20 protein-coding genes and 1 tRNA gene are annotated in these 17,071 nt (G+C 65.5%); 9 read left to right on the top strand and 12 right to left on the bottom strand.

Annotated elements, in window-relative coordinates; genetic code table 11:
- Window positions 1-40 precede the first annotated feature (40 nt).
- Genes J2T07_RS17745 through J2T07_RS17735 form a run of 3 tightly spaced genes read right to left on the bottom strand, consistent with a single transcriptional unit; the run spans window position 41 to window position 2,806 of the window.
- On the bottom strand, window positions 41-1,024 hold the full coding sequence (locus J2T07_RS17745; protein ID WP_306851768.1) for an NAD(P)H-quinone oxidoreductase: 984 nt from the start codon (window positions 1,022-1,024) through the stop codon (window positions 41-43).
- Window positions 1,024-1,359, bottom strand: a complete 336-nt coding sequence (locus J2T07_RS17740) for a carboxymuconolactone decarboxylase family protein (RefSeq protein WP_306851765.1) — start codon at window positions 1,357-1,359, stop codon at window positions 1,024-1,026. The genes J2T07_RS17745 and J2T07_RS17740 overlap by 1 nt, the downstream gene beginning before the upstream one ends.
- A 10-nt stretch (window positions 1,360-1,369) precedes the next feature.
- Complete coding sequence (locus J2T07_RS17735; protein WP_306851762.1) at window positions 1,370-2,806, bottom strand: NAD-dependent succinate-semialdehyde dehydrogenase; 1,437 nt, start codon at window positions 2,804-2,806, stop codon at window positions 1,370-1,372.
- 111 nt (window positions 2,807-2,917) lie between these two features.
- On the opposite strand from J2T07_RS17735, the gene J2T07_RS17730 reads away from it, so the two are divergent.
- A complete protein-coding gene (locus tag J2T07_RS17730) occupies window positions 2,918-3,838 on the top strand; it encodes a LysR family transcriptional regulator (protein WP_306851760.1) in 921 nt (306 codons plus the stop codon).
- 202 nt (window positions 3,839-4,040) lie between these two features.
- Here J2T07_RS17730 and J2T07_RS17725 read toward each other — a convergent pair whose 3' ends face one another.
- The 6 genes from J2T07_RS17725 to ftsY form a co-directional block, all read right to left on the bottom strand.
- Window positions 4,041-4,601 carry a hypothetical protein gene (locus J2T07_RS17725; RefSeq protein WP_306851758.1) on the bottom strand — a complete coding sequence of 187 codons (561 nt, stop codon included), beginning with the start codon at window positions 4,599-4,601 and terminating at the stop codon, window positions 4,041-4,043.
- 505 nt (window positions 4,602-5,106) lie between these two features.
- A tRNA-Phe gene (locus J2T07_RS17720) sits at window positions 5,107-5,182 on the bottom strand.
- Window positions 5,183-5,248: 66 nt separating this feature from the next.
- Window positions 5,249-5,527 carry an oxidative damage protection protein gene (locus tag J2T07_RS17715; protein WP_306851756.1) on the bottom strand — a complete coding sequence of 93 codons (279 nt, stop codon included), beginning with the start codon at window positions 5,525-5,527 and terminating at the stop codon, window positions 5,249-5,251.
- Window positions 5,524-6,570, bottom strand: a complete 1,047-nt coding sequence (gene mutY, locus J2T07_RS17710; protein ID WP_306851755.1) for an A/G-specific adenine glycosylase — start codon at window positions 6,568-6,570, stop codon at window positions 5,524-5,526. The genes J2T07_RS17715 and mutY overlap by 4 nt, the downstream gene beginning before the upstream one ends.
- A complete protein-coding gene (locus J2T07_RS17705) occupies window positions 6,567-7,619 on the bottom strand; it encodes an AsmA family protein (RefSeq protein WP_306851753.1) in 1,053 nt (350 codons plus the stop codon). Before J2T07_RS17705 ends, mutY begins: the two co-directional genes overlap by 4 nt.
- 29 nt (window positions 7,620-7,648) lie before the next feature.
- Entirely contained in the window at window positions 7,649-8,800 is a 1,152-nt protein-coding gene (ftsY, locus tag J2T07_RS17700) for a signal recognition particle-docking protein FtsY (RefSeq protein ID WP_306851751.1), read from the bottom strand.
- 64 nt (window positions 8,801-8,864) lie between these two features.
- On the opposite strand from ftsY, the gene rsmD reads away from it, so the two are divergent.
- The 8 genes from rsmD to J2T07_RS17660 all read left to right on the top strand — a co-directional run bounded on the left by rsmD (window position 8,865) and on the right by J2T07_RS17660 (window position 14,962).
- Window positions 8,865-9,434: a 16S rRNA (guanine(966)-N(2))-methyltransferase RsmD gene (rsmD, locus tag J2T07_RS17695; protein ID WP_306851749.1), complete on the top strand. Its 570-nt coding sequence runs from the start codon at window positions 8,865-8,867 to the stop codon at window positions 9,432-9,434.
- 27 nt (window positions 9,435-9,461) lie between these two features.
- Window positions 9,462-9,965 (top strand): pantetheine-phosphate adenylyltransferase, encoded by a 504-nt coding sequence (coaD, locus tag J2T07_RS17690; RefSeq protein ID WP_306851747.1) that lies wholly within the window; start codon window positions 9,462-9,464, stop codon window positions 9,963-9,965.
- A 17-nt stretch (window positions 9,966-9,982) separates the two neighbouring features.
- A complete protein-coding gene (locus J2T07_RS17685; protein ID WP_306851745.1) occupies window positions 9,983-10,486 on the top strand; it encodes a hypothetical protein in 504 nt (167 codons plus the stop codon).
- Between the two features lie 95 nt (window positions 10,487-10,581).
- Complete coding sequence (locus J2T07_RS17680; protein ID WP_306851743.1) at window positions 10,582-10,839, top strand: YfhL family 4Fe-4S dicluster ferredoxin; 258 nt, start codon at window positions 10,582-10,584, stop codon at window positions 10,837-10,839.
- A gap of 64 nt (window positions 10,840-10,903) precedes the next feature.
- Window positions 10,904-12,619 (top strand): gamma-glutamyltransferase, encoded by a 1,716-nt coding sequence (ggt, locus tag J2T07_RS17675; RefSeq protein WP_306851741.1) that lies wholly within the window; start codon window positions 10,904-10,906, stop codon window positions 12,617-12,619.
- Entirely contained in the window at window positions 12,616-13,467 is an 852-nt protein-coding gene (locus J2T07_RS17670) for an MBL fold metallo-hydrolase (RefSeq protein ID WP_306851739.1), read from the top strand. The genes ggt and J2T07_RS17670 overlap by 4 nt, the downstream gene beginning before the upstream one ends.
- A 22-nt stretch (window positions 13,468-13,489) precedes the next feature.
- Complete coding sequence (locus tag J2T07_RS17665; RefSeq protein WP_306851738.1) at window positions 13,490-14,545, top strand: TMEM43 family protein; 1,056 nt, start codon at window positions 13,490-13,492, stop codon at window positions 14,543-14,545.
- 18 nt (window positions 14,546-14,563) lie between these two features.
- Window positions 14,564-14,962, top strand: a complete 399-nt coding sequence (locus J2T07_RS17660; RefSeq protein ID WP_306851736.1) for an MAPEG family protein — start codon at window positions 14,564-14,566, stop codon at window positions 14,960-14,962.
- A 13-nt stretch (window positions 14,963-14,975) separates the two neighbouring features.
- Here the strand turns inward: J2T07_RS17660 and J2T07_RS17655 are convergent, their stop codons facing one another.
- From J2T07_RS17655 to flgM, 3 genes are read right to left on the bottom strand one after another with little or no spacing between them, the layout of a single operon-like run.
- Window positions 14,976-16,256, bottom strand: a complete 1,281-nt coding sequence (locus tag J2T07_RS17655; RefSeq protein ID WP_306851733.1) for an EAL and HDOD domain-containing protein — start codon at window positions 16,254-16,256, stop codon at window positions 14,976-14,978.
- A 54-nt stretch (window positions 16,257-16,310) separates the two neighbouring features.
- Window positions 16,311-16,754: a flagella synthesis protein FlgN gene (locus J2T07_RS17650; protein ID WP_306851731.1), complete on the bottom strand. Its 444-nt coding sequence runs from the start codon at window positions 16,752-16,754 to the stop codon at window positions 16,311-16,313.
- Window positions 16,751-17,059, bottom strand: coding sequence for a flagellar biosynthesis anti-sigma factor FlgM (gene flgM / locus J2T07_RS17645; RefSeq protein ID WP_306851729.1), 309 nt, complete (start codon window positions 17,057-17,059; stop codon window positions 16,751-16,753). The genes J2T07_RS17650 and flgM overlap by 4 nt, the downstream gene beginning before the upstream one ends.
- Window positions 17,060-17,071: the final 12 nt, after the last annotated feature.

Here is a 17,071-nt window from a genome sequence, read left to right as displayed (position 1 = left end):
AAGTCTCCGCTTTACCATGGCTCGGTTCCCGGGGCGTGGGTCAGTCAGTTTTCAGGATGATCTTGCCGACACTGTCGTTGGTCTCCATGCGACGGTGCGCATCCGCTGCACCGCTGAGGGGGAAGACGCTATCGATCACCGGAACCAGGTGGCCGCCGGCGAAGTGGCCGAGCCAGAAATCCCGGAAGCGTGCGACCATGCCGTGCTTGACGGGCTGCTCCCGGGACTTCATGACGGTACCCAGGATCTGCAGATGTCGATACAACACCCGCTCCAGATCGATGGTCGCGCCCTTGCCGCCGGCGAGCAGGCCGACCTGTACGAGGCGGCCGCCGTAGCCCAGTGACTGTATGTTTCGTGCGAAGTAGGGCGCGCCGACGAAGTCCACGATGACATTCACACCCGCGCCGTCGGTCGCCTTTTCAATGACCTCCGCGAAATCCTCGTTCTTGTAGTCGATGACGACATCTGCACCGAGAGCACGCACACGCTCGGCTTTTTCAGCTTCGGTCGTGGCAAAGATACGCGCGCCGGTGGCTCGCGCGAGTTGCACGGCGGCCGAGCCGACTCCACCCGCGGCTGCATGAATCAGGACCGAGTCCGATGCCTGCAGGCGCCCCAGGTTAATCAGCGCCTCGTGAGCGGTCACGAAAACCTCGGGGATCGCAGCGGCATGAACGTAGTCCAGACCATCGGGAACGGGCATGGCCATGCGGAAATCGATGCGGGCCAGTTCCGCATAGGCACCGCCGCCGGTGATACCCATCACGCGGTCGCCGACCTTGAAGCCGACGACATCGGCACCGGTGGCGACGACCTCACCGGCGATTTCAAGTCCAACGAGATGGGAGTCACCGAAGTCGGGGCGCCCATAATGGCCTGTGCGTAGCAGAAGATCCGCGCGATTGACGCCCGCGGCGTAGACCTTTACGAGGAGATCCGTAGCGCGCGGCACCGGATCGGGCGCGTCAACCAACGTGAGAACGTCCGCGTCACCAAATTCACTGAAGTCGATGGCTTTCATCACTTCGACTCCTCGATGGCACCGAGCGTCGCATTCGCGATCGCCGAGGCCGTGATGGCGGCGGGAAAACCGACGTAGAAGGCCATGTGCGTAATGAGGCCGGACAGCTCGCGCTTTGTTACGCCATTTTCCACCGCGCGGCGCAAGTGCGCGGGGAGTTCTTCGGCATGGCCGCCAGCGATGAGCGTGGCAGCCGTGACCAGTGAACGATCGCGAGGCACGAGGTCGGCGTCGGGCCAGACCTTCGAATACAGTGGCTCTTCAACAAAGCCCGTGAGTTTCGGGGTGAATGCGCGAGCGGCCTCGCGCGGGCTTGTGAAATCGATCTTGGACATGCCGGTCTCCTCAAGCCTGGCTGATGAATTTGTTGGTCAGGTAATAGCTGATGCCCTCGGCGCCCCCCTCGGAGCCGTGCCCGCTCTCCTTCATGCCGCCGAATGGCAGTTCCGTAGCGATGATCCGGTACTGGTTGATACCGATCATTCCCGCTTCCAGACCATCACCCACGTCGATGGCGGTGCGCGCATCACGGGTGAACGCATATGCCGACAGGCCATACGGAAGACGGTTTGCTTCCTCCAGCCCGTCCTTGAGCGTATCGAACGGACGAAGAATCGCGATTGGGCCAAACGGTTCCTCTTGCATGACACGCGCTTCCATTGGCACGTCGGCGAGCACGGTCGGTTCAAAGAAGAAGCCGGGGCCGGGAACACGCTTGCCACCTGTCAGGATGCGGGCGCCATGCTCGACCGCGTCAGCGACGAGCTGCTCCATCTTTTCGAGTTGACGCGTGTTGGCCAGCGGACCCACCTGTGTTCCTTCCTCGAGGCCGTCTCCCACCTTGAGCTTTCGGGTGGCGGTAATGAATTGTTCGGTGAACGCGTCGTAGACCTCACGCTGAATAAGAAAACGTGTCGACGAGATACAGACCTGGCCGGTGCCGCGGAAGCGATTGGCGACGCCACCGACGGCGGCGGCTTCGATGTCCGCGTCCTTGAATACGAGCACCGGGCCGTGACCACCAAGCTCCAATGTAATGGGCTTGACGCCCTCTGCTGCCCGGGCTGAGAGCAGACGGCCGACTGGCACCGAACCCGTGAAGGTCACCTTGCGAACGATCGGCGAAGCGATCAGGTGGGCCGACACCATATCTGGCACGCCGAAGACGACCTGGAGGACGCCCTTGGGCAGACCCGCGTCGTCCAGCGCACGAGCGAGCGCCAGGGCCGTAGCCGGCGCCTCCTCGCCCGGCTTGATGATGACAGGGCAACCGGCGGCAAGCGCCGCGGAGAGCTTGCGGGCGGGTGTGATCGCCGGGAAGTTCCAGGGTGTGAAGGCCGCTACGGTCCCGATGGCCTGCCGCTTCACCAACTGCTGGACACCCGGGCGGTTGGCGGGAACGACCCGGCCATCGATGCGACGCGCTTCCTCGGCGAACCACTCGAAGTACTCGCCAGCGCGGTTGACCTCGTCCAGCGCCTCATTAAGCGGCTTGCCTTCTTCGAGGGTCAACATGCGGGCGATCCGGGGGGCCCGTTCGCGAATCAGGGCGCCTGCGCGGCGCAGGATGGCGGCCCGCTCGTCAGGAAACGTGTTTCGCCAGCTGGCTGCGACGGACTCGGCCGTGGTCAGGGCCAGATCGAGGTCAGCCTTGGTGGCAAGCGGAACCCGGGCAAGGACCGAGCCATCCGCCGGATTGGTGACGGGCGCCGTATCGCGGTTGCCGGCCTGCAGCCAGTGGCCGCCGATGAACAGATACAGGGGGTCGTATGCGAGATTCACGGTCTTTTCCTCATGAGGCGCGGGTGCCTTCGTCGTGGGAAAAGGCTACGTGCCATGCATCTGGTTGATAATCAGCCCATCGCCGTTAACGGCTTTGCGTGGAATGCATAGATGCAGTCAGAGCGGTTCGCCGAGTTTCTGGGGATCTTCGTCGACGTGGCCCGTGAGGGCAGCTTCTCGGGTGCCGCGCGTCGCCGTGGCATGCAGCCATCGTCGGTCTCCCGACAGATCGATATGTTGGAATCACAACTCGGCACGCCGCTGTTTCTGCGCTCGACACGCCTTCTGACGCTGACGGATGCGGGTGAGGCGCTGCTCGTTCGGGCACGGCGCATTCTTGATGAACTCGCCGACGCACACCAGGAAATCGCATCGATCGGCGGCGACATCGCTGGCGTATTCCGACTCGCTTGCTATCCGACGTTCGGCAAGCGCTACGTGATACCCGTCATGACGGCACTCTCGGCACGATATCCGGCTTTACGCTTCGAACTGGACCTCACTGAACGCCTCGCCGATCCGGTAGCGGAGCGCCTGGACCTTGTGATCCGGATAGGTGAACTAGCCGATAGCACGCTGATCGCCACGCGACTGGCGACTCAGAAGCGCGTCCTCTGTGCGCACCCTTCCTTCTTTGACGCGCGAGCGGTTCCGACGACCCCGGACGAACTGGCTCAGTTCTGCCTGATCGACAAGATGCATGGAGCGGACCTGCTGTGCTGGACTGAGGTACTCGGTCATCCCGTCGGGCACGCCGGACAGCGCGCGGGTTTCGCGTGTGACGACTTCGAAGCCATGCGCCTTGCCGCATTGGCCGGGATGGGCGTCGCTTACCTGCCTGATTGGGTGGTCGGGCCCGATATCAACGACGGCACACTGATCCAGGTTGCGCTCGAGAAAATGCGCCCGAGCATGGAAGTGGGTATCTTCGCGCTACGGGCTCTCGCCAAGCCTTCCGCGACGGTACGGCTCGTCCTTGACCATCTGAAGGAAGCCATTGGCTCACCGCCCATGTGGTCGACCGATCGTTAGGTCTCGTCGATGCCATTGCCTGTACGCGCCAGGCCGCCAAGCGGAGGAGACAGCGCCCATGGTCGTTCTCCTCAACCATCTCAGATCATTTCAACGGTGAAGGTGGACATGCTCGGCCCCGGTTGCCGAGGACGGGGTCGAGCATCAAGGTCCAGCTGTAGAGTCTCTGGGGGACTCTACGAGCCTGACGGTCAGGTCGGACTTAGGCGGCCTTCGCCGCGCTGCGTGCGAGCGCGCGGCGCTCGATGCTGGCAGCGAAGAGCGGCGTTTCACGGCTGTTGTGATCGCCACCGTCGCGCTGGCGCGCATCGGCCGCAGCTTCGAACGGCGTGCCGTGCTTGGCGATGAAATCGAGGAATTCCTGTGTAGGATGTGCGACCACGCTGTTGGTGTATTCGCAGGTCTTGTCGTCGATCTTCTTGACGCTCAGGGTCCAGATAACCTGGACACGCGTGCGTCCGTTGGGCGTGAAGGCATCGGAGGTCGATACCATCTTGCAAAGTGTCGGCGTCGCGACTTCCGCGACATAGTGCTGAACCATCAGTGTCTGACCGATCATTTCGACGTTGATCGACATGCGCTTGCCGTCATCGGTGGTGGTGGCTCCAGCCGAAATGTGGTCCGGCGGGCAGCAACGCTGGTATTCGGCTTCCGGCAGATTGAACAACCAGTCGGCGATGTCGATCTTTTCGATCGGCGCATTGATCACGGCCGAGTAGGCGGACGAGGACAGCTGCTTTTCGGTGATGATGATGTCGGACATGGTGGATTCCTGGTGTTGGAAGCAGGTTGCGAGACCGAACGATCCGCTTGGTTTGCCCATTGGCCCGCGCATTGCGATTGCCATCTGGGGGTGACCGAACTATCCGTGCATCGCCACCGCCTCACCAGCTATCTCATGGTATGGATTGCCGAACAGTTGCGACAAACGCCGCTATACGAAGGTTTGATGCGGTATGTGCGAATCACGCGGTCGCACGATGCGATGCTGCCTTGCTGCGGTGGCGCGGATCCCAACCCGAGGCTTCAAATCGATGCGTTCCCAACGGCCCGGGGCAGTCGGCCGACGTGAAGGCACCTGCTCGACCGGTTTGGCGGTGGGACAGGCATCACCCCAGGTTCTCCGCGGGGGCAGCGCCATCTATCTTGCTCAGGAAATGGCGACGGCTGGTCGCTCTCGAAGGGTGCAGCGATACATGCAGCCACGCTCCGTTCCGTGGGAACGGATGCTCGTGGAACGCGGCATCATCGGCATTTTGAACTTGAAATGGTGGCCGAGGACGGAATCGAACCGCCGACACGGGGATTTTCAATCCCCTGCTCTACCAACTGAGCTACTCGGCCACGGGTGCCTGCAACGAGCGTTGCGGCGAGTGGAGCCGCGTATTAAATCCGTTGGAAGCGTCTGCGTCAAGCGTCCCGTTCGGGCGGAACGTAGCCGGCCGGCTGGACCACGTCGCCGCCGAAGAAGTATTTCTCCATCTCGCCGCCGAGGAAGCTGCGCGTCTTCGGGTCGAGCGGGGAGAGCCGCATCTCGTTGATCAGCATGGTCTGGTGGGCGAGCCATTGGGCCCACGCTTCCTTCGAGACGTTCTCGTAGATGCGCTTGCCCAGTTCCCCGGGCCATGGGGCGAAATCGAGGCCCTCGGCTTCGCGGCCGAGTTTCACGCAGTGGACCAGACGCGTCATGGGGATATCTCCGGAAGGTTGTCGAGCAGCGTGCGTACCGGGGCCGGCAGGCCGAGCGCCGCGATCTCGTCGCGGCCGCACCAGCGCCGGTCGGCCCGGTCCGCGACGGCGGCGAGGGGGGCCGCATGGTCGAACAGGATGGGCGACACGTCCAGCTTGTAATGGCTGAACACGTGGGTGAAGGCGGGTAAGGGGTCCGCATCTCCGACGTGGGCGAAGGCGGATGCCACGCTTCCGGCGGCATCGGGGTCCGTTGCCTCGGGCAGGCTCCAGAGGCCCGACCACACGCCTTGCGGGCCGCGCTTCTCGAGCAGGATGCGGCCGCCTGCGTCGCGCAGGAGCAACATGGCGAGCGAGCGCGTCGGCACCTTCTTGCCGGGCTTGGCGGTGGGTAGCGTGGCGGTGAGACCGTCGCGGTGGGCGACGCACGAGGCGGCATGCGGGCAGAGCAGGCACAGCGGTTTGCTTCGCACGCAGACCGTGGCGCCCAGGTCCATGATCGCCTGCGTGTAATCGGCCGTCCGTTCCTCCGGCGTGTGCTCATCGGCATGCCGCCAGAGTTGTTTCTCGATCGCGCTTTCGCCGGGGAAACCGGCGACGCCGTGGTAACGGGAGAGCACGCGCTTCACGTTGCCGTCGAGGATGGGAAACCGCAGCCCGTGCGCCTGGGCGAGGATCGCCCCCGCCGTGGAGCGGCCGATGCCCGGCAGGGCCATCAACGCGTCGAGGTCGCGCGGCAGCTCGCCACCGTGCCCCTCGACGCACAGCTGGGCTGCTCGGTGCAGGAACCGCGCGCGGCGGTAATAACCGAGGCCGGACCACAGGGCGAGCACCGTGTCTTCGTCGGCATCGGCCAGGTCCACGAGCGTCGGCAGGCGTTCCACGAAACGCTGGAAGTAACCGATGACGGTGACTACCTGGGTCTGCTGCAACATGATCTCGGACAGCCACACGCGGTACGCCTCGCGCGGATGCTGCCAGGGCAAGTCCTTGCGCCCGTGGTGGTCGTACCAACGGAGCAGTTCGCGCGCGAACGTATTCATGGAGACACGCTGGGCCGGGCGTTCGCGCTCGACGCTGCCGCGGCGGGGACGCTGGGCGTCGCGCGGATGCGCAGTCCTTTCACGTGCACCGGACCGGCATCGACGGCCTTCGCATCGACGGTCCCGAGCAAGGGCGGCAGTGTGGGCGAGCCACCGGCGTTGATCCGGCCCCACCATTCGGCGAACGCGATCGGTGGAATGCGCAGGTTGGCGTGGTCGTTGTCGCCGTCGAGCTTGATCGCGATATAGAGAGGGTCCTGCTGGTTGGCCGGCGTGACATCGAGCACGATGTCGTACGGTGTGCCCGACGTGCGCGTCATGCTGCCAGCCAGCGAAGCGCCGACGTCCGCGCCGCCTCGCCATGTGGCGTCACCGCGCAACGTGGTCGAGAAGGTGGGCTTGCTCGTCACCTCGAGCGCGAGGTCGTTGAGCGTGAGCACGCCATGTGCCAGGCTCGGCGTTGTCTCCAGGTCCAACGTGTACGGCGAATCGCCCGCCGTGCTGGCGGCGAGCGAGAGGTTGAATGGACGTCCATTCGCCAGCCGGCCGGCATCGATGTCCACGTTGGAGAGGAAGAGCTGGTTGCCGCGGGTGAGCGTGCCGCGGCTGACGCGGAAGCCCGCGTCGATGGTCGGCAGGATCGCTCCTGCCGTGGACGGGCGCGAGGGCAGGGTATCGAGGTAGGCGGATACCGCGTTCAGGTCGATGCGCGCACCTTCGATCTCCAGCCGGGATATCCGCGTGCCGCCGCCGGTCAAGGTGCGCCAGGGAAGCACGAGCTTTCCGCGCGAAGCGACGATCATCGGCGTGCCGGCACCTTCGGCGCGCAACGTGAGTCCTTCCAGCTCCAGCGCCGGCTTTGGCCAGAGGGTGGGGCTGGCGGGACTGGCCAGCGCGAGGTCGAGGCCGGCGGCGCGGGCGCGGGATTGCAGCAAGGCGGTGAAACGCTCGGGCTGGAGTACCACGTACGTGGCGATGAAGGCAGCCAGCACGAACACGACGATCATGCCGCCGGCCGCGTAGAGCCCGATCCGCAGTCGACGGTTCATCGCCGCGTACCCTGCGCCATCGCCTTCACTCAGCCGCCGAGGCTCGCCGGGAGCAGGCCATCCACGAAAGCCTCCGCGTCGAATACGCGCAGGTCGGTGGCCGTTTCGCCCAGGCCCACGTAGCGGATCGGAAGGCCGAATTCACGGGCGAGCGCGAACATCACGCCGCCCTTGGCCGTGCCGTCGAGCTTGGTCACGACAAGGCCGGTGACGCCGGCGGTGTCGCGGAACTGGCGCAACTGGCTGATGGCGTTTTGTCCGGTGGTGCCGTCGATCACCATCAACACTTCGTGTGGTGCCGCCGTGTCCAGCTTCTTCATGACGCGGGCGATCTTGCCCAGTTCGTCCATCAGCCCACCCTGGGTGTGCAGGCGGCCGGCGGTGTCCGCGATCAACACCTGCGTTCCGCGCGACCGTGCGGCTTGCAGGGCATCGAAGATCACGCTGGCCGAATCGGCGTCCTGGCCTTGTGAGACCACGGGCACCTTGTTGCGCTCGCCCCAGGTCTTCAGTTGCTCGACCGCGGCGGCACGGAAGGTGTCGCCGGCGGCGAGCATCACGCCGCGGCCTTCGTCGGTGTAGCGTCGCGCCAGCTTGCCGATGGTGGTGGTCTTGCCCACGCCATTGATGCCGACAGTGAGGATCACGAACGGCGAGGCCGTGGAGACGTCGAGTGGCTTCTCGACGGGCTTCAGCAGGGAGACCAGTTCATTGCGCAGCGCCTTGAGCAGTTCGCCCGCATCGGCGAACTCGCGCTTGTGCATGCGCTTGCGCAGGTCCTCCACCAGGTTCGTGCTGGCTTCGACGCCGACGTCCGCCGTGATCAGCGAGGTTTCCAGCTCGTCGAGCAGGTCGTCGTCGAGCTTGGGATGACGCACGAAGAGCGAGGTGAGGCTTTTGGCGAAGCCGCTTCCGGAGAGGCGCTCGCGCCAACTGCGCCGGGCCGGCTGGGACTCGTGCTGTTCGGCTTCGCGCGCGGCCTCGACGATGGCGGTTTCTTCCGCCTCCGGTTCGAGGTCGGGAGCCTGGGGTTCCGGCGCGGCCGTCTCGGCCAGCGTCTCGGCGATGGCCGAGCCGACCTCGGCCGACGCGGGGTCGGCGGTCCGGTCGACGTGCTCGTCCGCGGCCGGAGACTCGGCGGTCGCGGGTTCGGCGGGCTTCTTCTTCCAGAACTTGAGCATTGCGCGAAGGATTCAAAGACAATAGGCGAATGCTATCACCCCCGCCCTCACTGGCCGCTGAGCGATGAGCGCTCCCGGCCGCATCCGCGTCATCGGCGGAACCCTGCGCAATTCACGGATCGAAGTGCCCGACCTGCCAGGCCTGAGGCCCACGTCGGAGCGCGTCCGCGAGACCTTGTTCAACTGGCTCCAACCCGTGGTGGGTGGGACGCGCTGCCTCGATCTCTACGCGGGCACGGGCGCGCTGGGCATCGAGGCGCTGTCGCGGGGTGCCGCGGCGGTCACCTTCGTGGAGCGCGAGCCGCGGCTGGCGACCGCCTTGAAGGCGAACCTGGCGCGCTTCAAGGTATCCGGGGAGGTGGTGGGTGACGATGCCAGCCGGTGGCTGCGCGGGCCGGCACGACCGTTCGACCTCGTCCTGCTCGATCCGCCATTCGCATTGGACGCGTGGGCGGATACCGCACGGGCACTGGAATTGGGCGGTTGGCTGGCGGCGCACGCGTGGATCTACGTGGAGTCGCCCCGTGGCGCCGTCTTCGCCTTGCCGGACAACTGGCTGCCGCACCGCCAGGGGCAGGCCGGGGAGGTGGCCTACGCCCTCTATCGCCGCACACCTGCCGATCCGTTAAGCTAGCCCGCGTTTTCTCCCGACCCGCCATCCATGACCCCTCTGCCGGCCAATCCGCGTCTCGCCGTTTATCCCGGCACGTTCGATCCCATCACGAACGGCCACGCCGACCTCGTGTCGCGGGCGGCGCCGCTGTTCGACCGCATCGTGGTGGCCGTCGCGGAAAGCCGGAACAAGGGCCCGGGCTTCAGCCTGGGCGAGCGCATCGCGTTGGCCCGCCTGGCTCTGGCCGACCTGCCGAACGTGGAGGTGCGTGGCTTCGACTGCCTGCTCGCCCATTTCGTCACGGAGATCGGCGCGGGCGTGATCCTTCGCGGCCTGCGTGCCGTGTCGGACTTCGAATACGAGTTCCAGCTCGCCAGCATGAACCGTCACCTGATTCCCCAGGCCGAGACGCTGTTCCTGACCCCGGCGGAGCAATACAGCTTTATCTCCTCCTCGCTCGTGCGTGAAATCGGTCGCCTGGGTGGCGATATTTCCGGCTTCGTGCATCCGGCGGTGCAGCAGGCCATGCGCCAGCGCTGGCGCAACTCTTGAAACCAAAGGTGATCATCATGCGTAAGTTCGTCCTCGCCGCGTCCGTGGCCCTGACCGCCGCCCTGGCCCTCTCGGCCTGCAACAAGTCCGAAGATACCGACCAGACTGCCACGCAGCAGGAAGCCGCTGTCGCGAAGCCGACCAATGCGACCGATACCAAGGCTTGGAGCCAGTATTTCGGCCAGATCGTGCGGAAGAACATGCAGGGCATGACGGCTGACCGTCCGTTCCCGTACTTCGTACCGGCCGGCGACGACCAAGCCGGCCAGGATGGCCGTGCCCGCCAGCTCGAAAACGTGCAGGGCACCGTCGCCCGCGGCGTCACCCCGGGCAACATGCTCGTCTTCGGTGGCCCGGAGTCGGCCAAGACGGCCGACCTGATGGTCGAGGCCTTCAAGGGCGCGAACCCGGGCTCGTTCAAGAACGTGATCGTGCTGTTCATCGGCGACCAGGCCGACCAGCAGCGTGTCGCCGACGCCGTGGGCCCGAGCGGCGCGACGTTCCGCTTCGTCGCGATGTAATCGAGCCGGTTTTCCGGTGTGAACAAAGGGCGCCGCTTACCGGCGCCCTTTTTACAAGGGCGGTTTGCCAGGCGAAGGTAGGGTAAAATGGGGACATGTCCCTGCTTATCCTCGATACCTGCGTCAACTGCGACGTCTGCGAGCCCGTGTGCCCGAACAAGGCCATCTCACTGGGCGAGCAGTACTACGTGATCGACCCGAACCTTTGCACGGAGTGCGTCGGCCACTTCGACAATCCACAGTGTGTCGAGGTATGCCCGGTCGAGTGCATCCCGCACGACCCCGACCATGTGGAAACGCGCGAGCAGCTCATGCTCAAGTACGAACACCTGATGGCGAAGGCCGGCACGTAAACGCTCCACAGGCGTCATGGGTTAATCTCAGGGAAAGCGATATCCCTTCCGGAGAGAATTCCACATGATCCATGCCCCGTCGTGGCGCGTGCTCGCCACGAGCCTGTTCCTCGTCGTCGGTGCCGGTCAGGCCACCGCCAAGGATGTTCCCGCTTCGCGGGGTCCCGGTCAGGCCGCGATCGCCAGCGCCAACTTCCTGGCCACGAATGCCGGATTCGAAGTACTCGCCAAGGGCGGCAACGCGTTCGACGCGGCCGTCGCGGTGTCCTCCACGCTGGCCGTGGTGGAGCAGCAGAGTTCCGGCATCGGCGGTGGCTTCATGGCCCTGCTGCACAAGGCGTCCGATGGACGCAACGTTTTCATCGACGCGCGCGAAACGGCGCCGAAGGCCGTGGACATGAAGGTCTACGTCGGCAAGGACGGCAAACCGAACCGCGATGTGTCGACCAACGGCCCGCTGTCGGCTGGCATTCCGGGCGAGCCCGCGGGCCTGGCCTGGATGGCCGAGCATTACGGCAAGCTGCCTTTGTCCGCGTCGCTGGCCCCGGCGATACGGATCGCGAAAGAGGGCTTCCAGCCCGACGCGCGTTTCATCGGCACCATCGAGGATCGCAAGGATGTCCTCGCGCGCTATCCCGCATCGGCCGCGATCTACCTGCCTGACGGCAGAGTGCCCGCGCAGGGCTGGACGTTGCGCCAGCCCGACCTCGCGACGACGCTGGAACGCCTTGCCGTCAAGGGCGCCGACGGCTTCTACAAGGGCGAGACGGCGACGCTGCTGGTCTCCGCCTCGCGCGTTGCCGGTGGCAACTGGACGGCCGCCGATCTGGAAGCGTACCGCGTGAAGGAGCGCGAGCCCCTGACCGTCGACTACAAGGGCTACCGCATCGTCACCGCGCCACCGCCGTCGTCGGGCGGCGTGGCGATCGCCGAGGTGCTCAACATCCTCTCCGGCTTCGATCTCACCAAGCTCGACCTCGCCCATTCCACGCACCTGACGATCGAGGCGATGCGTCGTGCCTTTCGCGATCACAACGAATACCTGGGCGATCCGGACTTCGTGAAGATGCCGCTCGACATGCTGTTGTCGAAGTACTATGCGGACGGCTTGCGCGCGACCATCTCGCCGGACAAGGCGACGCCTTCCGATCTGTTGCCCACGGCCATGTCGGCCGATCCGGGCATGCACACCACGCATTTTTCCGTGATCGACGCCGACGGCAACATGGTGGCGTCCACGCTCACGGTGAACCTGGAATTCGGCTCGGGCTTTGTCGCCAAGGGCACGGGCGTGGTGCTCAACGACGAGATGGACGACTTCGCCCTGGTGCCGGGTCAGCCCAACGCCTTCGGTCTGCGCGGTGCCCTTGCCAACGCTCCCGAGCCAGGCAAGCGCATGCTTTCCTCGATGTCGCCGAGCTTCGTCTTTGGTGCCGACCGCACCGCGGTGATCGGTTCACCGGGTGGTTCGACCATCATCACGCAGGTGCTCGAGGGCATCCTCGCCTTCATCGACGGCAAGAGCGCCTCCCAGATCACGGCGCAGAAGCGCTATCACCACCAGTACCTGCCCGATCGCGTGGACGTGGAAGCGGGTGCGTTCGACGAGGCCACGGCCAAGACGCTCACGGACATGGGTCATGTTTTGAAGAACCGGTCACCGTGGGGTTTCATGAACGTGGTCACCTGGGACCATCGGACCAACGCGCTGGATGCCGCCACCGATCCGCGCCGTCCGTCGGGCCTGGGCAAGGTGGGCACAGTGAAGTCCGTCCCATGAAGCTCTGGTCATTGATCGGCAATTCGCAAAAGCTCGACGGCGGCGCCATGTTCGGCAACGCACCGCGCGCCCTGTGGGCACGCTGGATCGAGCCTGACGAAGAGAACAGGATCCCGCTGGCCTGCCGTTGCCTGCTCGTCACCGGGCTGGATGGCCGCAACGTGCTCTTCGAAACGGGCATTGGCGCGTTCTTCGAGCCCGCGATGCGCGAACGCTATGGCGTGGTGGAGGAGCGGCACGTGCTGCTCGATTCGCTCGCCGAGGCGGGCCTGGGCCATGAAGACATCGATGCGGTGGTGCTTTCGCACCTGCATTTCGACCATGCCGGCGGCTTGCTGGCCCCCTGGGTGGAAGGCGAGCCGGCACGGCTGCTGTTCCCCAACGCGTGCTTCCTCGTGGGGGCGGCCCATTGGGAACGCGCCCGGGACCCGCACCCGCGCGATCGCGCCTCCTTCGTGCCGGACATCGTCCGGCTGCTGCAAGAGAGCGGTCGGCTGGAGCTTGTGCATGAGGGCATGCCATCTTCGCTGGGCGAGTCGGTGCGCTTCGAATTCTCCGAAGGACACACGCCGGGCCTGATGCTCGCCGAAGTCGGTGGCGTGGTGTTCTGCGCCGACCTCATTCCCGGACGTGCCTGGGTGCACCTGCCGGTGACGATGGGTTACGACCGTTGGCCGGAGAAGCTCATCGACGAGAAAAAGACCTTCCTCGACGATAAGATCGCGCGTGGCGTGAAGCTGTTCTTCACGCACGATCACGACTGCGCGCTGGCGACGGTCGAGAAAGACGACAAGGGCCGCTACAGGGCGGCCGATGCGCTTGGGCGACTGGCTGGGCTCGATGTCTAGGCGTGCAGGGGACGGGGGCAGGATGTCATCGAACTACAGGATGAACCAGACGGGGATGGCCCTGGGAACCCGGCTCGCCGGTGCCGTGTTGCTGCTGGCTGGCCTGGGCCTCGTCGCGTGGAACGAACGCCGCGTGATGGACTACACCGCCGCGCTGGTCCGGCACGGCTCGCCGGTGCTCGACCTCGGCGCCGAGGGACGGCCCACGGCCGGGCAATACGGTGCGCTCACCCGGGTCAGCGGCATGCCATTGATCGTCGAGGCGCCACGCGATCCTGAATTCGATGTCCGTGCGGAGTCGCCGATCCTCATCCGCCACGTGGAGATGTTCCAGTGGCGCGAGATCACCGTCGGCGGGGTCTCCCACTACGAACTCGACTGGGTGGACCGCCCGATCGACGCCACGAATTTCGCCAAGCCGGCGGGTCACGTGAATCCGGGTGCCTTTCCGATCCAGGGCAGGCAATTCGAAGCGGGCGAGGTGAAGCTGGGTAACTTCAAGCTGTCCGAGACGATCCTGCGCGCATTCCCTGGACGCGTGACCATTCCGCCGGACGAGAAGAAACTGCCGCCGAACCTGGCCGCCACCTTCCAGCGTGCCGGCGACGCGCTGGTCACGAGCGCCAAGCCGGCCAACCCCCGTCTCGGCGACCTGCGGGTCAGCTGGGAAGCGGTGCCTTTGCAACCGATGACCGTGCTGGCACGCATCGACGACGATGCGCTGGTGCCGGCTGCCAGCCGCGATGGCGACAATGGCTTCGACGTACAAGTGGGCGAGCGCAGCCTGCTCGACGTGCTGCCCGCCCTGCCCGAGCAGCCGGATGCCGTCATGCCCGCGCGCGCGGGCGCTTTCGTGCTGGCGATACTCGGGTCGCTGCTGCTTGCTTGCACCAGCCGTTTACGTAACGACGTGCTGTTCGCCATCGGCATCGGTGCGGTGGTGGTGTCCGCCGTCGCCGGCGTCATGTGGCTGGCTGGCGACGCGATGGCGGCCAGCGTATGGTTGCTGGTGGCCGTGCTGGGTGCGGGGCTTGCGATCTGGCGGGTACAGCAACGGACGGCGCCAGGAACACACTGAAACCACGGAGAGCAGGCGATGCGTATCACGGGACTTTATGCGGCCTTGCTTGCCCTGCTCATCCTTGGCCTGGCGGCGCGGGTGATGTGGTTGCGCCGGCGCACTCGCATCGGCCTCGGCGATGGTGGCGATCGTGCCGTGGCCTGCGCCGTGCGCAGCCATGGCAATGCCACGGAATACGTGCCGCTGGCGTTGATCCTGTTGCTGGTGCTCGAACTCAACCAGACCTTGCCGGTGTTACTGCATGCCTTCGGCATCGTCCTGTTGCTGGCGCGGATCGCCCACGCCATCGGGTTGTCCGGTACACCGGGTTATTCGGCCGGCCGCGCCACGGGCGCGGCGATCACCTTGCTGGTGATCGCCCTCATGGCCCTGATGCTGCTGTGGCAGTACGCGGTCATCCACCTGCTGGTATAGCGCTTCCCGGGCTTCAAGCCTCGGCTTCGACCACCGCCGTGCCGTCGGCGAAGGAGTAGACGTGGTCGGCCCAGTTCGCGGCCTCCACGTACATCGCCGCCATCGTGTGCACGTGTTGCTCGCGCAGCGCCGTATCGCTTTCCAGTTCGCCCTGTTCCCAATGGCGGATCTGGTCGAGGATCGGAGCGAACGGGCCGGTTCCCTCGAGCAGGGCCTCGCGGATCTCGATCGCCAGCGGCAGGTGTTCGAGCACGTAGGCCATGGACACGTTCATAAGTGTGTCCAGCAACGAGAACAAGCCGGCCGTGAAGGCCATTTCCTGCAGTTCGGGCTTGATGGCACGCGCGAGTTTCTCGCACATGTGCGCACGGATCAGGGCAAGGCGGAGCAACTCCGGCGGACGCTCGTCCATGCCCGATACGGCCATGGTGAAGATCCAGTTGCGCATGCGGTTGACGCCGAAGAACACCGCCGCCTGCTCCACCGATTTCAGTTGGCGGGGCAGGGCGAAATACGCGGAGTTCACGCAGCCCAGCAGCTTGTAGCTGAGGATGGCGTCGTCGCGGATGATCTTGCCGAGTTCGACCGGGCCGTTCTCCGGGTCCTGCAACGCTCCCATGAGGCGCAGCACGCCGAGCTTGCTCGGGCTCAGGCGTGGCATGTCGACGCGCTCCGGGCGGAGCAGGTACTTGCCCTGGAATCCGTCGACATCCTGGTCGGCGTAGTCGACGAAGGTTTCGTGTGTATCGACGCCGGTGACGATCACCTTTACGCCGAACGCATGCACGTAGTCCATGTGCGCGCGGGCGGCCACGGGGTGACGATGGTCCACCGCCACCTTCGCGAACTGCACGATGCGCAGCAACGCGTCGACACCGGCCCGGTGTTCCGGGTCGGCGGGCAGGTTGAAATCCTCGAGCATGAAGAGGCAACCATGGCCTTTCAGTTCACGGAGTTTCACCAGGAGCTGGTCGTCGGTGCCGACATCGGCACTGATGCTGGCACCGAGCCGCGCGTTGTGGCGCAGGATGTCGGCGTGCTGCAACAGCAGGTCGCGCGACATGTGCAGGAACGCGCGGTTGTCGCGAACGAGGCGCTTCAGGCTGCCGTCGGCGATCGCGCTGAGCGTCGCCTGCGTATGGGCGAGCGAAGCGGCATCGATGTCGCTGCCGATCGGCCGGGGGAAGAGCAGTTCATAAGCGAACAGGGACTGCTTCTTGTCCAGGATGGGCACGCGGACGATGGGCAGGATACCGTCGTCGTTCACCGCTGCCGGCTGGGGATGTGCTGCCATTGCTTCCTTCTTGCGCCGTCTGGGTGGACCTTGAGTGTCGCTGCTTCGTTTCGGTCAAACCTGTGCAAGGGTCGCGGAACGAAGATTCACTTTCGCCACACCGTTGCGGCCGTAGGTCGAGCCGCCTGGCGATTCGCCGGAGATCAGCGCGAGAGCCTGGCGGACGTGGCCCATTCGCTGGGCGACGACGCGGCCATTCACTTCATTGAGCTGTCTGCATTCGGCCAGCCGTTCGAGGGTATGGAGCCAACGCGGGTCGAGAAGGCTGTCGATGCCGGCCGCGTCGCCCAGCTGGCGGCGCTCCACGTCGAGTTTCTCGATCCGGTCGAGCAGTTTGCCTTTCGCCCGGCCGGCGGCTTCCAGCGCCTGCGGATCTGCCTGACCAAGGGCCATGCGCTCTTCGACCAGGCTGGCATGCAGGGCGTCGACCTCGCGGGCGAGGTCGCCCATGACCGCGACGAGCGCGGCATCGAAGTCGGGGCCGAGCGGGCCGGTCATGCCTTGCTACCGCCCATCTGGCCTTCCAGCGCGAGGAACTTGCTGGCGATGGCCTGGGAGTCGGGCTTGTAGGTGCCATCGGCGAGACGGGAGCGGATTTCGTCCACGCGCTTCGCGTCGATGTCGTCCCCGCGGCTCGCGGCGTCGAGGGCCTTGGCCGAATCCGTGATCTTGACGCTGTCGTCGCTCGGGCGCACCGAACCGGTGGTCTGGGTCGAACCGGCGGAACCGGCGGCCGGGTTCTGGGTGCGGAGCTGCACCTGCGGCTGCGTGGCCTGGAGGCCGGGTTTGATGGTCGTCGTCATGGGTGTATCCCT

The organism is Luteibacter jiangsuensis, from assembly GCF_030812295.1.
Taxonomy (GTDB): domain Bacteria; phylum Pseudomonadota; class Gammaproteobacteria; order Xanthomonadales; family Rhodanobacteraceae; genus Luteibacter; species Luteibacter jiangsuensis_A.
This window is presented reverse-complemented; position numbering and strand designations above follow the sequence as displayed.

What these genes read in the sequence shown, in the direction of transcription:
- J2T07_RS17705 (WP_306851753.1), bottom strand. Translation starts at nt 7,619, where the DNA reads ATGAACCGTCGACTGCGGATCGGGCTCTACGCGGCCGGCGGCATGATC.
- mutY (WP_306851755.1), bottom strand. Translation starts at nt 6,570, where the DNA reads ATGAATACGTTCGCGCGCGAACTGCTCCGTTGGTACGACCACCACGGG.
- J2T07_RS17680 (WP_306851743.1), top strand. Translation starts at nt 10,582, where the DNA reads ATGTCCCTGCTTATCCTCGATACCTGCGTCAACTGCGACGTCTGCGAG.
- J2T07_RS17685 (WP_306851745.1), top strand. Translation starts at nt 9,983, where the DNA reads ATGCGTAAGTTCGTCCTCGCCGCGTCCGTGGCCCTGACCGCCGCCCTG.
- J2T07_RS17660 (WP_306851736.1), top strand. Translation starts at nt 14,564, where the DNA reads ATGCGTATCACGGGACTTTATGCGGCCTTGCTTGCCCTGCTCATCCTT.
- J2T07_RS17670 (WP_306851739.1), top strand. Translation starts at nt 12,616, where the DNA reads ATGAAGCTCTGGTCATTGATCGGCAATTCGCAAAAGCTCGACGGCGGC.
- J2T07_RS17655 (WP_306851733.1), bottom strand. Translation starts at nt 16,256, where the DNA reads ATGGCAGCACATCCCCAGCCGGCAGCGGTGAACGACGACGGTATCCTG.
- J2T07_RS17715 (WP_306851756.1), bottom strand. Translation starts at nt 5,527, where the DNA reads ATGACGCGTCTGGTCCACTGCGTGAAACTCGGCCGCGAAGCCGAGGGC.
- rsmD (WP_306851749.1), top strand. Translation starts at nt 8,865, where the DNA reads ATGAGCGCTCCCGGCCGCATCCGCGTCATCGGCGGAACCCTGCGCAAT.
- J2T07_RS17740 (WP_306851765.1), bottom strand. Translation starts at nt 1,359, where the DNA reads ATGTCCAAGATCGATTTCACAAGCCCGCGCGAGGCCGCTCGCGCATTC.
- J2T07_RS17725 (WP_306851758.1), bottom strand. Translation starts at nt 4,601, where the DNA reads ATGTCCGACATCATCATCACCGAAAAGCAGCTGTCCTCGTCCGCCTAC.
- J2T07_RS17745 (WP_306851768.1), bottom strand. Translation starts at nt 1,024, where the DNA reads ATGAAAGCCATCGACTTCAGTGAATTTGGTGACGCGGACGTTCTCACG.
- J2T07_RS17730 (WP_306851760.1), top strand. Translation starts at nt 2,918, where the DNA reads ATGCAGTCAGAGCGGTTCGCCGAGTTTCTGGGGATCTTCGTCGACGTG.
- ftsY (WP_306851751.1), bottom strand. Translation starts at nt 8,800, where the DNA reads ATGCTCAAGTTCTGGAAGAAGAAGCCCGCCGAACCCGCGACCGCCGAG.
- coaD (WP_306851747.1), top strand. Translation starts at nt 9,462, where the DNA reads ATGACCCCTCTGCCGGCCAATCCGCGTCTCGCCGTTTATCCCGGCACG.
- ggt (WP_306851741.1), top strand. Translation starts at nt 10,904, where the DNA reads ATGATCCATGCCCCGTCGTGGCGCGTGCTCGCCACGAGCCTGTTCCTC.
- J2T07_RS17650 (WP_306851731.1), bottom strand. Translation starts at nt 16,754, where the DNA reads ATGACCGGCCCGCTCGGCCCCGACTTCGATGCCGCGCTCGTCGCGGTC.
- flgM (WP_306851729.1), bottom strand. Translation starts at nt 17,059, where the DNA reads ATGACGACGACCATCAAACCCGGCCTCCAGGCCACGCAGCCGCAGGTG.
- J2T07_RS17665 (WP_306851738.1), top strand. Translation starts at nt 13,490, where the DNA reads ATGTCATCGAACTACAGGATGAACCAGACGGGGATGGCCCTGGGAACC.